This is a genomic window from Corynebacterium neomassiliense (genome assembly GCF_900626215.1).
Taxonomy (GTDB): Bacteria; Actinomycetota; Actinomycetes; order Mycobacteriales; family Mycobacteriaceae; genus Corynebacterium; species Corynebacterium neomassiliense.
The window spans coordinates 2,466,522-2,479,228 of the sequence record NZ_LR131106.1 but is presented as its reverse complement, the minus strand read 5'-3'; the positions used below and the strand labels follow the sequence as shown (position 1 = coordinate 2,479,228).

Sequence of the window (12,707 nt, the reverse complement as noted above, 5' to 3'; positions counted from 1 at the left end):
CGTCACATCATACCTGGTTACGGAGGACACGCGATCCGGTTCCGGAGACCGTTAGCGCTCCGGGTGAACCCACCGCGACAACATCGACCGTAGACTAGTTTCATAGCTAATCAAGCAACACGCTGTGCAACGGTTCAACCTACTTCAACTACACTACCTGTTCCCCGACCAAGTCCGATGCTGAATCTCCGACCCCGAACAAAGACTCGTCCATTTTCCTCAGCACATCGGGACGACGTCGTTGCAGGCGAACAGCCATCACTATCCCAACGAAAAATGATACAACGACCGCCGTAGCCATTACCGTCGCAGTAGCTGTATCACCGACAAGCATAGGAAAATTCAGTACGACCAAACCGATTACCAGGACGAGGACCAGAAGCGACAGGAGAGGGGCGTACAGAGTGCGAACCCTGCTATTACCTAATTTCTTCTTCCAAAAGAACACACAGACCGACAGACTAGTTAGCGCCATCAATATCAAGAGCCCAAGAGTTGCAGCACCCGAAAACCATGAATAAATCTGACTTACAGGATCGAGTCCGATAACTACTACCGCTGATAGCGCTATCACGGAAGTGAATGAAGTTACCATCGAAGAATAGGCTGGCGAGTTATTTTTTTCATGAATGCTACCGAGTCGCGAAAAAAGGATACCCTGGCCACCGAGAGAGTACTGGTATCGAGTTACAACATTATGGAAGGCTAGCACGCAGGCAAACAGGCTAGTAACCAGTAAAATCTGTACCACGTCGCCGAGGACAGGGAACACATACTGGCCAGCTAACGCGATCACCAGGCCTTCAGGATCCGCTACAGACGAACTGACAATATCAACAACCCCAGCTCCCATTGCTATCGCCCATGATGAGAGAGAATAAAAAGAGCCTATCAGAATAACTGCTATATAAGTAGCCTTCGGAATCGACTTATCCGGATCCTTCGTTTCTTCTCGAAATACCGCCGTTGCCTCAAATCCAATGAAACCGAAGAATGCGAACATGAGACCTATTCCAGGGCTTCCTTCCGCTATAGCGGAAATCGAGAACGGGGTAGCTGACAGCCCTTCCGCCCCTTTCTGTACTGCTATTGCCACATCTACAATTACGACAACAGCCACCTCTGCTAATAGTAGAATTCCCAGAACTTTGGAACTCAAATTGATGCTGTGATAACCCAGAAATGAAATCAAAATAGCAATTGATGCTGTCCATATCCACCAGGGCGCGTCCGCATGGAAATAGTGTGAGACTGCGTTTTTCACCGCTTCACCACAGTAGGCATAGACTGCAACCAGCAGCACCGAATAGGAAAATAGGGCGAGTATTGCGGAACCTACACCCGGTACCTTTCCAAGTCCTGCGTGAACGTACGAGTAGAACGCCCCGGCGTTCTTGACATGGCTGCTCATTGCAGTAAACCCAGCCGAAAAGACAGCAAGTGTCACGGCAGCTATAAGGTAATAGGCGGGTACACCAAGGCTTTCACTCGTCGCAAAGACCAACGGCACTGTTCCGCCCACTACAGTCAGCGGAGCTGCTGCGGCAACAACCATAAAAACAATGGAGCCAACCCCGAGCGTTCGTTCAAAGGTGTACGACGAGGCGCAACTTTTCTCAAAATCGGTGAACTGTGACATACCTTGGTCTTTCTTCAGATTAGAGGCTATCGGCAACACGAGAAGATGATATTACTAGTTCAGTCCTGTCCGCTCGGAACAGATCGTAAGAAAACTCGAACGGATTCGACGACGAATCAAATGATGTTCTAGTTATCGAAAGCAGTGGCTGTCCGGCGGACACGTCGAGATACTCCCCATGGTGAGATTCAGCGATGCGGATCATAATCTTTTCCGTGATCTTCGCGGCCTCTATCCCGTAAACCTCGTTGAAAATTTCAGTCAGAGAACCGTTCAATGGATAGTTCAGTAAGTTCGGAAAGCGAGATGGCGGAACCGATAGCCGCTCCCAGGAAAGCGGGACCTGATCAGCAGATCGGACTCGTTTCACCGCAATGACCGGTGATCCGGGTGAAATGTTTAATGCGCCGGAGACAACTGGGTCCGCGGATTCAAACCCCGCGTATACAATGCGGGTGCTCACTGTGAAATGCTGTCGTGACAAAAATTCAGGTACACTAACGTCAACCCCGAGCGGCCGGGCGACACGTCGATCGCTTCCCTCAGCGAGCCTGCTCCAGCTGTACATCGGCCAGTTCGGGTTCGGTTTCAGTGCAAAAGTACCTCCACGACGACCAGATCGCCTTCTCACTTCTCCAGATTTCTCCAGTACCTCTAACGCACGGCGCACGGTCTGACGGCTGCAATCCAACTCTCGAGCGAGTTGTCTCTCCGGCGGAAGACGACCGCCAAGCTCGACTTCTCCTCGCTCGATTCGTAGCAGGATACTTGCTACCGCACGTTTTGTCGCAGAACCAGTCCCTTCAAGACGGAGACCCTCCAGAGCTGTCATACTAAGTTCCCGCCTCAACCGGCACGAGACAGAATGCGAGGAACTCATCGGACAGATATTTCCGCGCGATCTGAACAGATTCTTCTACAAATGTTCCCCTTATTCCGTTGGCGAGTTCTGTCTCTCGGCGGGCTTCTAGCCACGACACCAGAAGTAGTCGTCTAATCATCACCAAGGCGGGAATTACGTAAACATCCTCCGCCCGCAACTGATGCACACAATTATATCCACGGATCCACTCTTGAACCCAACGGTCAACCATCTGGTGGTGCTCGTTGAAGGAAAGAGAGCACGCGAGGTCATACATAAACCAACCGAATCCGCAGTCATCAAAATCAATTACATTGACCTGCGTATCCTCTATGAGAAGATTTGTTGACCGTAGGTCACCGTGAATTAGACCGTAGCGATCACGAGCCATGCCATATTCTGCAAGTTCATCGGTTGCCTTGCGCTCAGCATCGCGAAGCAGAGATCGAGCCCCGGGGATGAGGTCGACTTCCGGGGTATCGGTCCATCTTCCCCACAGAGAGTCTTGACCGATCAGTGTACGGATCGTCCATTCAGGTCTCTCAAATCCCTCTGGGCGGCTCCAAAGACGCGCATGTTGATGTAGTCTCGCCGTCAACGTTCCGATCTGGAACATGACAGACGCAAGTGAATCAACTGATGGCTCCGTGCCCCTCATATGCTCGAAAAGGACAGCATACTGCACGGTACCGTCAGCGGTCGAGAACTCACCGACTAACTCTCCTGATGCGGTTCGCCGGACACCGGGAGTAGACACTACTCGGTCCTGGCGTAGTTGTTCAATCCACTGAAGCTCACTCCGGATGTGCGCCTTGGACCTGAACCCGGGACGATGTAAGCGAAGGATGTAGCTGTGCCCAGATTCTGCATCTTCGCACCGGTAGGTGGCATTTTCAGAGTAGCCGATGAGTCGGGCCTGCACCCGGTCAGTGTCAAGGTTGTATGATCTCAGCGCCTCTCGCCACTGGCTGGCCCATGCGCCGTTCTGCGGCCCTGCAAATATTGATGAGTTAAGGTCAGACATAGGAATTCACGCTTTTCATGGATTTCTCTAGAACTTCGAGAATTTTAGCCGTCTCGGATTCTGTTACCAGTAGTCCGGGTTTGAACTGCAGGACCTTCGGGTCGAGCGTTGAGAAGATGGCCCATACACCCTGCCTATATAGTTCACTCATTATAGGTTTGGCGCCACCGCCGCCAAACTCGAGTCCAATTACAAGTCCATTCTGCCGAATTTCCGTGAGTTGGCCGGGATGCCTCCTCTGGATATCTGTGAGTCCCTTACGGAACTGTTCGATCCGGTATGCAATATTTCGCTGAGTAGATTCACGTAAGGTGATATCAAGTACTTTCATCGCCACAGCACAACCTAGTTCGGACCCGCCGAAAGTAGACATGTGTGCAAATCCGTCCTCTTCAAGCCAGCCCGCTGCCCGGGGTCCCAGAATAGCCGCGGTAATCGGATATACTCCTCCGCTGAGTCCTTTCCCCGTCACCAAGATGTCAGGAGTGACTCCTTGATCATATATTCCCCAGAGTTTTCCTGTTCTGCCTAGTCCGGTCTGGACTTCATCTGCGATATACAACGCTCCGTGATCTTCGCACATTTGCTTAACCGCTGCGAGGTATCCGGGCGATGGTATGGGGAATCCATAGGTAGCCGGCACCGTTTCCATTATCACCGCGGCGACATTGTCAGGTGCAAGTGCGTCCCTCATTTTTTCAATGTCGTTGAAGGGAACGTGGACGAAGTTCGATGGATCGTCGGAATTGAACATGCAGGAGAAACGATCGTCACCTGTCGCTATCGCAAGTCCGGTATGACCGTGGTAGGCCTTGATTATCGACACGATCTTTCGTCTACCAGTTGCGTAACGGGCACTTTTTATTGCTAGGTCAATCGCCTCACCGCCACTCGATCCGAAGACCACTTTTTCAGATCCGGGTGTGAGGTCTACCAGTTTTTTTGCCAAGGCTGCACGGCCGGGTGTAGGGAAATGGTGATTGCCCACATCGACCAAATCTAGGGCAGATTTCAATGCTGCGATGATTTCTGGGTTGCGGTGGCCCAGATTGTACGTTCCTCCGTTCAGGTGCACATCGATTACCTCATGGCCGTCAATGTCGGTGAGAACATACCCCTCGCGTCTTCCTATGACCAGAGGAATTCCCTCACTCTGCCAGAAGCGTGTTTTGTCGGGGTTCCAGTAGTGTTCCGAGTCGTCAAGAACTTCCGTCTTAGAATTATATCCGTACATGCTCAACTGGGATTCAGTCATCTGAGGTCCTGTCTCTCTTCGGACGATCACATCGGATCAGCGATCGTTTCTGTGTTGCGAACACAACGCTGCCGTCGAGAAATTGCGGTGCAGTCATCGACTGTTTGCGCTTCCGTAAACGATAAGGTCTGCTTATGGTCTGTTGAGGACGACCCGTGACTGCGGTCCCAGAGCGATAGCCGGTGAGGCCACCGGTCCCGCACTGACTGGCAGTGGATCAGCGAGAGTGCCGTGAGGCGGAGACTGCTTTGTCTCATGTACTCAGTGACGACACCGTTCCTGACAACCGGGCGATTTTTCAGGTATTTACTTTCCCTCACCTGCACAGTTTCCGGTGTCTCGGGCAGACCTTTCCCATCCCTGGGGATTGTCTTTTGGTGTGCTCCAAGGGAGCCACGACAACTTCCAACTGTTACTGCGGCACCCTGTGCGATGAGGGCGGCGTCGGAAGGCACTGCAGGTTCCTTCTACATAGTTTGTAAGAGTCCTGCACCGGTTATGTCACTGACGATATCCTGCAGGAATGCCAACGGCTTGTTCTTTCCACCCTGTTTGCTTCGCCCGACCGTATCGGCACATCCATCTATGCGAGTCAGGACTGTGAGACCAAAAGTTCCTAGTGCCTACGGCCTGTTGGTCCGCTCTCTCCGCTGATTCCGGCAGATCTGGCCCGTCGCCCGTATTAGCCACAGATGTCCACGTGTATGCGTCCCGGATCTATCCACACCCGGTTGCACCCTGTCTATCGTGACTTTTCCGGCCTCGACGTCTGGCTGTCTTCGGTGCCCTTGCAATACCGACCATGGGCAGTCTTCCGGGTTCATGGTGCAGCTACCAGCATGTGGATTTCGCACTGTCTCGGTGAGTCCTTCGGCATTCCCGTCAGAGCAGACGGGTGGCCGCAGAGTCAGGTGCATGGCGTTCAGTGTAGATGGTCTGCAGAACCGCTTTCGGCGGAGGGACCTGCCGCCCTCACCGGATCAGCGGGGTCCGGGCCACGGACACTTCCGGCACCGGTCTCGAGCTTGGGGAGAGCACAAAGCATCCGGAGCTTACCCCCACAGTGTCAGTCAGTTGTAGGGGTGTACCCCGGCAGGACCTTCACTACCCCGGCATCCTCCCAGGCGTCGCAGAGAGTGCCGATGTCCCCGGCGTCCACGTCCGGTCCCACTCCTACGGCGAGAACATGGTTACCGATCCGCTCCACCACACACCCGGAGACGATGAGCTGGCCGGCAAGCTGTTCCCGCAGGCCGGGACGGTGGCCGGCGTGTTCGGAGTCGACCAACAGGCGCAGTGTCGTGCCTCCGCCACGGACGACGACGTCGTCGACGACGAGGATCCCGTCACGCTCGGAACAGGAGACGATGTCCCCGTGAGCGAGGTAGGTGGCGACGACCGGTACGGAGCGGATGACGTGGTGGCCTCCCCCGAGGTTCCAGGTGACGAGAGTTTCGGCGGTGGCCCCGGACATGGTCCCGGCAGGCGCCGTGACGGTGCGGACGGAGCCCGCGCACTGCGGTTCCACTGGTGTCCGTGGGTTCTGTGGGTTCCGTGGGTTCTGTGGTGTTGACCGGAGGTGGCGCTTCGGCTGGGTCATGCCGCACAAGCATAGGCTCCCCTAACTCTGACCGACAGAGCTGACGCCGGACAGTGAGAGATCTCACTGCCCGGCGTCACCGGTCAGAGGCGGTCAGGGGCGCTCAGGGGCGCTCAGAGGGGGAGTGTCACTCCTCGTGGGCCACGGCCTCGATGTCCAGGGCGTCCACGCCGTCGGCGATGTGCGGGTCAACGTCGACCTGCACGGTGTCACCGTCGCGGACCTCTCCGGCCAGGAGCTTCTTGGCCAGTTCGTCGCCGATCGCCTTCTGGATCAGACGGCGCAGCGGGCGTGCCCCGTAGGCAGGGTCGTAGCCGCGCTCGGCGAGCCATGCTCTGGCCCCTTCGGTGACCTGCAGGTCCAGTCGGCGGGCGGCGAGCCGCTCAGCGAGCTGACGCACCTGGATCTCCACGATGGACTTCAGCTGTTCCTCGGACAAGGGGTCGAAGATGACGACATCGTCGAGGCGGTTGATGAACTCGGGCTTGAACGCGTGCTTCACGGCGTCCATGACCTGTTCCTTCGTCCCGCCGGCCCCGAGGTTCGAGGTGAGGATGAGGATCGTGTTGCGGAAGTCCACGGTCCTTCCCTGACCGTCGGTCAGCCGACCTTCGTCCAGGACCTGCAGCAGTACGTCGAAGACGTCCGGGTGTGCCTTCTCGACCTCGTCGAAGAGGACCACCGTGTACGGACGACGCCGCACTGCCTCGGTGAGCTGTCCACCGGCGTCATAGCCGACGTATCCGGGAGGAGCCCCGACCAACCGTGCCACGGAGTGCTTCTCCCCGTACTCGGACATGTCGATCCGGACCATGGCGTGGTCGTCGTCGAACAGGAACTCCGCCAGTGCCTTCGCCAGCTCAGTCTTGCCGACACCGGTCGGACCGAGGAAGAGGAAGGACCCCGTCGGACGGTTCGGGTCAGCGACGCCTGCCCGGGACCGGCGGACCGCGTCGGACACGGCGGTGACGGCGGCAGACTGGCCGACGACACGTCCGCTCAGCACCTGTTCCATGGCGAGCAGCTTCTCTGTCTCACCCTGGAGCATCTTGCCTGCGGGCACGCCGGTCCACGCGGAGACGACCTCGGCGATGGTGTCCGGGGTGACCTCCTCGGTCAGCATCCGGTCCTCCTCCGCCTTCGCGGCCGACGCCTCAGCTTCGGCGAGTTCCTTCTCCAGCTCCGGGATCCGGCCGTACCGCAGCTCCGCGACCCTGGCGTAGTCACCGTCACGTTCCGCGATCTCCGACTCGGTCTTGAGGGAGTCCAGTTCCTCCTTCACTTTCCTGACCTTGTCGATGGAGCCCTTCTCGTTCTCCCACCTGGCGGTGAGTCCGGAGAGCTTCTCGCGCTCGTCCTCCAGTTCGGCACGCAGCTTGGCGAGGCGTTCCTTCGATGCTTCGTCGGTCTCCTGGCTCAGCGCCATCTCCTCGATCTCGAGGCGACGGACAACCCTCTCGGCGTCGTCGATCTCCTCCGGGCGGGAGTCGATCTCCATACGGAGCCTCGACCCTGCCTCGTCGACGAGGTCGATGGCCTTGTCGGGCAGGAAACGGCTGGTGATGTACCTGTCGGACAGTGTCGCCGCGGCGACGAGGGCGGAGTCCTGGATCCGGACGCCGTGGTGGACCTCGTAGCGTTCCTTCAGCCCGCGGAGGATGCCGATGGTGTCCTCCACGGTCGGCTCACCGACGTAGACCTGCTGGAAGCGTCGTTCGAGGGCGGCGTCCTTCTCGATGTACTTGCGGTACTCGTCGAGGGTCGTGGCACCGACCAGGCGCAGTTCACCGCGGGCGAGCAACGGCTTGATCATGTTGCCGGCGTCCATGGCGGATTCTCCGGTGGCTCCGGCACCGACGATGGTGTGGAGTTCGTCGATGAAGGTGATGACCTCACCTTCAGCTTCCTTGATCTCGTCGAGGACCGCCTTGAGGCGCTCCTCGAACTCGCCACGGTACTTCGCGCCGGCGACCATGGATCCCAGGTCGAGGGCGACGAGCTTCTTGCCGCGCAGGGACTCGGGGACGTCACCGGCGACGATGCGCCGGGCCAGCCCTTCGACGATGGCGGTCTTGCCGACGCCCGGCTCACCGATGAGGACGGGATTGTTCTTGGTACGGCGGCTGAGCACCTGGACGACTCGCCTGATCTCCTGGTCCCTGCCGATGACCGGGTCGATCTTGCCTTCGCGGGCGCGGGCGGTGAGGTCGGTGGAGTACTTCTCGAGGGCCTGGAACTGGCCCTCCGGCTCCTCGGTGGTGACCTTCCGGTTGCCCCGGACGGACTCGAAGGCGCCCCGGATCGCCTCATAGGTCCCGCCGCGCCTCTTTAGCGCCTCAGCGGCGTCGGAGGTGCCCTTGGCGATGCCGGCGAGCAGGACCTCGGTGGAGACATAGGTGTCACCCAGTTCCGCGGCGAGTTCCTGGGCCGCGGTCAGGGCATTCAGGGCGTCCCGGTTGAAGTTCGGGTTCGCCAGCCCGTCGCCGGACGCTTTCGCGTATCCGTCGACGAGGTCCCGGGCGTCCGCGAGGACGCCGTCAGCGTCCACTCCGGCCGCCTGCAGGACGGGGCGGGCGATGGAGTCCTCCTGTTCGAGGATCGCGACCAGGAGGTGGGCCGGACGGATGTCCGGGTTCCCCTTGGCGCTGGCTGACTGCAGGGCGGCCTGCATGGCCTCCTGGGTACGTGTGGTGGGGGTGAAACCGCTCATGTGACTCCCTTTCTCTCGGGTACGGGCGATGGTCGGGGACCGTTCCGGGTCTCAGTGGCCGACTCAGCGATCTCAGCCCCGGGTTTAGTCCGATGTTGTCAACTCTACGTTCCTGACTGTTCCAACGCATCCCTACTTGAGTCTGTTCCACTCAAGTTGGTGATTTGTTGTGACTTGTGTCACTTTCCGGTCATGTCCGGAGGACGCCGCCACCGCCCCGACCGGCGGCCCGTTTCTTTTCATTCACGCTGGAACTTGCATACCTGCCGCGGGGCCGACCGGGGATACGCTCCCTTGCATGTTCCGGACAGACCGAGCTGTCTGTCTCATCTGGCTCCGTCTTGAACCACCGACCCGGAACCACCGACCGGAAGGACCCGAACCCGTGAGCACCACCACCCCCGTCACAGATTCTCCCCCCGATCCAGCCACCGGCGCCGGCGGTTCCCTCATTTCCTCGGCCGGCATCATCACCGCGGCGAACTACCCGGACGGAGACCCCGCCGACCGGGTCCGCGGTCTCGGGGCGACCCTCGACCTCATCGTCGCCGCCGAAGAACTCGGGTACGACACCGCCGGTGTCCGGCAACGTCAACTCGAACGCGGGTCATCCTCGGCCCTGACGGTCCTCGCCGCCGCCAGCCAGCGCACCACCGGGATCGGACTGGAGACGAGTGTCGTACCCCTGGGATACGAGGTCCCTTTCCGCCTCGCCGAGGACTTCGCCACCGTCGACGCCCTCTCCGGCGGACGCGTGACCGTGGGAATCAGCACGTCGGCACCCCACCACGAACTCCTCGACCACCTCAACCGCCCCGACCACTCCCCCGCGACCGACCCCCTCGAACTCCTCGACCGGTTCCTCGAGGCCCTCCGTGGGGCGCCCCTCGCCGATGCCCTCCTGCCGACCCCCTACGGTGAGCTGCACCCGCCGGCGGTGCTCCCCTCTATCCCCGACGCCCTGTCACGGGTGTGGCTCGGGGCCGGATCCGCCCGGTCCGTCGACCGTGCCGCATCACTGGGACTGGGCGTGTTCCTCGGCAACATCGGCTACCTCGGTACCGGCGGTACCGGCAGTACCGGCACAGCCGAGGGGGACGCCCCCCTGCAGGACAGCGACTTCACCGACGCCCAGCGCGCCACCGTGGACCGCTACCTCGCCGGCTACCGGTCCCCGGGTCCCGGGGACCCCGGCCCCCGTGTCGCGGTGGAACGGGTCATCGTCCCCCTCGACCCCACCTCCCCCGGGCGCAGCAGCCGATACCGTCACTTCGCACAGTCCCGGCGGGACAGGACCCTGGTCCGCCACCGCCGGGGAGACCGCACCGTGATCTATCAGCGGGACCTGGTGGGATCACCCGAGGAGATCGTCGACCGGCTGAGTTCCGACCCGGTCTTCGACGGCACCACCGGGCTCAGGCTCGCCCTGCCCTACGCCCTGGAACTCGACGACTACCTGCAGATCATCACCGACGTCCGGGAACGCGTCCTTCCCTCACTCGGATGGACGCCGCGGTCGCGTACGTCCAGTCCCTCAGAAGCCGGCACCGACCCCGGCACCGCCGCAGGTGAACGGGAGGACGCCCGTGTCTGAACTCCGGATCCCGCTCCGTTACGTCACCGGACGCCTCCTCCAGGCCCTCGGCGTCATCTTCGTCGCGTGGACACTGGCGTTCTTCCTGCTCTACGCCCTGCCCAGTGACCCGGTCTCACTGATGCTCGGCCCCGACTCCACCGGTGTCACCGAGGAACAGCAGCAGGAACTGGCCGCACGGTACGGATTCGACGACCCTGTCATCGTCCAGTACCTCCACCACCTCCTCGACCTGCTGCAGGGTGACCTCGGATACTCACTGCAGCAGGGAGCCCCGGTGACCGCGGTCATCACCGGAGCCCTCGGACCGACGGTTCGGCTTGCACTGCTCGGACTGGTGTTCGCGGTCGTCGGCGGCGTCAGCCTGGCACTGCTCGCAGTCCGTCTCAGCACCCCCTGGCTCCGGTCATGGCTGCTGGCCCTGCCAGTGCTGGGCGTGTCCGTGCCGGGTTTCTGGTTCGGTCTGCTGCTGATCCAGTTCTTCTCCTTCCGGCTCGGCTGGTTCCCGGCGTTCAACGCCACCGGACTGACCGGGCTGGTACTTCCCGCCCTCACCCTCGCCCTGCCCACCGGCGCCACTGTCGCCCAGGTCTTCGCCCGCAGTCTCCTCGACGCCCTCGACGAGCCTTACGCTGTGACAGCCACGGCCAAGGGCGTTCCCCGGGGCACCGTCCTGCTGCGTCATGCCGGACGTAACGCCCTGCTCCCGACCCTGACCATCGCGGGGCTCATCGTCGGCCAGCTGTTCAGCGGCACCGTCGTCACCGAGACCGTGTTCTCCCGTCCCGGGCTGGGCAGGGTCATCGCGTCCTCCGTGAGCGGCCAGGACATCCCGGTCGTCCTCGGCGCCGTGCTGGTCGGTGCGGTGCTCTACACCGGGACCAGCTTCATCGTCGACCTGCTCTACCCCCTGGCCGATCCCCGGGTACGCACCGGGGGAATCGGCGGTGGCTCGCCCGCACACTCCCCGGCACAGACACCGGAACGGACCACGGCGTCCGGCACCCCCGGCGTCCCCGGCACCACCCCAACGGCAGGAGGTCCGTCATGACAACCGCCTTCCCCCCCAACGGCCACGCCACGCCGGTGACAGGCCAGGCTTCGTCCGCAGGCGACGACCCGTCCACCGGGCGGCCGGGCGGTCACCCCGACGGCAGCGGCACGGACTCACCTACCTCCAGGGTCGCCACCGTCACCGGGGTTTCCCTGTGGACCAGGTTCCGACGGTCACCGCTGTCCGCCCCCACCGCCGTCCTCGCGGCGGGCTGGCTGGTCCTCGTCCTCGTCAGTACCGTCGCCCCCGGACTGTTCACCGGTCAGGACCCGGTCAACGGTGAGATCGGCTCCAAACTGCTCGCCCCCGGCGCGGAGCACCTGTTCGGCACCGACCAGCTGGGCAGGGACATCTTCTCCCGGGTCGTCCACGGGACGTCGCTGACGGTACGTGCGGTGCTCACCGCGGTGGCCATCAGCATCGTGGGCGGCTCCGTGCTCGGGGCGGTGGCAGGTTTCAGTGGTGGACGGGTGGACGCCGTCATCATGCGGCTCGTGGACGTCCTGCTCGCGGTTCCGGGACTGCTGCTGTCCCTGGCGGTCATCGTCGCCCTCGGATTCGGGACCGTCAACGTCGCGGTCGCTGTCGGGGTGACCGGTGTCGCGTCCATCGCCCGTGTCATGCGCTCCGAGGTGCTGAAGGTACGGCAGGCCGCCTACGTGGACGCCGCCCGTGCCGCCGGAGCGACAAGGTTCCGCATCCTCTGGCGGCATGTCGTACCGAACTCCCTCGGCCCGGTCATCGTCTACGGGGTACTGGAGTTCGGCAACGCCGTGCTGGCGGTCTCGGCACTCAGCTTCCTCGGCTACGGTGCCCCGCCGCCGACCCCGGAATGGGGGGCGCTCGTCGCCCAGGGCAGGGACTACCTCGCCGCCCAGAGCTGGATCTCCACCATGCCCGGACTGGTGATCACCGCCACCGTCCTGTCCACCAACCGTCTCGCCCACGCCCTGCGTCGTTGACCGGAGG

Annotated in this window: 9 protein-coding genes; 3 read left to right on the top strand and 6 right to left on the bottom strand. The window is 61.1% G+C overall.

The annotated features are described in order from the left end of the window. Positions 1-148: 148 nt before the first annotated feature. From E0E18_RS10810 to clpB, 6 genes are all read right to left on the bottom strand, one after another. Entirely contained in the window at positions 149-1,678 is a 1,530-nt protein-coding gene (locus E0E18_RS10810) for an APC family permease (protein ID WP_202616735.1), read from the bottom strand. Continuing rightward, complete coding sequence (locus tag E0E18_RS14520; protein WP_161972278.1) at positions 1,659-2,471, bottom strand: GntR family transcriptional regulator; 813 nt, start codon at positions 2,469-2,471, stop codon at positions 1,659-1,661. Before E0E18_RS14520 ends, E0E18_RS10810 begins: the two co-directional genes overlap by 20 nt. Before the next feature lies 1 nt (position 2,472). Then, positions 2,473-3,525 (bottom strand): phosphotransferase enzyme family protein, encoded by a 1,053-nt coding sequence (locus E0E18_RS10800; protein ID WP_130840774.1) that lies wholly within the window; start codon positions 3,523-3,525, stop codon positions 2,473-2,475. Continuing rightward, on the bottom strand, positions 3,518-4,780 hold the full coding sequence (locus tag E0E18_RS10795) for a class-III pyridoxal-phosphate-dependent aminotransferase (protein ID WP_237559750.1): 1,263 nt from the start codon (positions 4,778-4,780) through the stop codon (positions 3,518-3,520). The genes E0E18_RS10800 and E0E18_RS10795 overlap by 8 nt, the downstream gene beginning before the upstream one ends. Before the next feature lie 1,066 nt (positions 4,781-5,846). Then, positions 5,847-6,380, bottom strand: coding sequence for a DUF4265 domain-containing protein (locus tag E0E18_RS10790; protein WP_130840772.1), 534 nt, complete (start codon positions 6,378-6,380; stop codon positions 5,847-5,849). A 127-nt stretch (positions 6,381-6,507) separates the two neighbouring features. Then, entirely contained in the window at positions 6,508-9,090 is a 2,583-nt protein-coding gene (gene clpB / locus E0E18_RS10785; protein WP_066586630.1) for an ATP-dependent chaperone ClpB, read from the bottom strand. Positions 9,091-9,475: 385 nt separating this feature from the next. Here clpB and E0E18_RS10780 point away from each other — a divergent pair, with 385 nt between their 5' ends. Genes E0E18_RS10780 through E0E18_RS10770 form a run of 3 tightly spaced genes read left to right on the top strand, consistent with a single transcriptional unit; the run spans position 9,476 to position 12,700 of the window. Then, positions 9,476-10,684: an LLM class flavin-dependent oxidoreductase gene (locus E0E18_RS10780; protein ID WP_161972277.1), complete on the top strand. Its 1,209-nt coding sequence runs from the start codon at positions 9,476-9,478 to the stop codon at positions 10,682-10,684. Next, the gene (locus E0E18_RS10775) at positions 10,677-11,735 is read left to right on the top strand and encodes an ABC transporter permease (protein WP_237559749.1); all 1,059 of its coding nucleotides are present in this window, start codon (positions 10,677-10,679) and stop codon (positions 11,733-11,735) included. The genes E0E18_RS10780 and E0E18_RS10775 overlap by 8 nt, the downstream gene beginning before the upstream one ends. Continuing rightward, positions 11,732-12,700, top strand: coding sequence for an ABC transporter permease (locus tag E0E18_RS10770; RefSeq protein ID WP_130840767.1), 969 nt, complete (start codon positions 11,732-11,734; stop codon positions 12,698-12,700). Before E0E18_RS10775 ends, E0E18_RS10770 begins: the two co-directional genes overlap by 4 nt. The last annotated feature ends 7 nt before the right edge of the window (positions 12,701-12,707 follow it).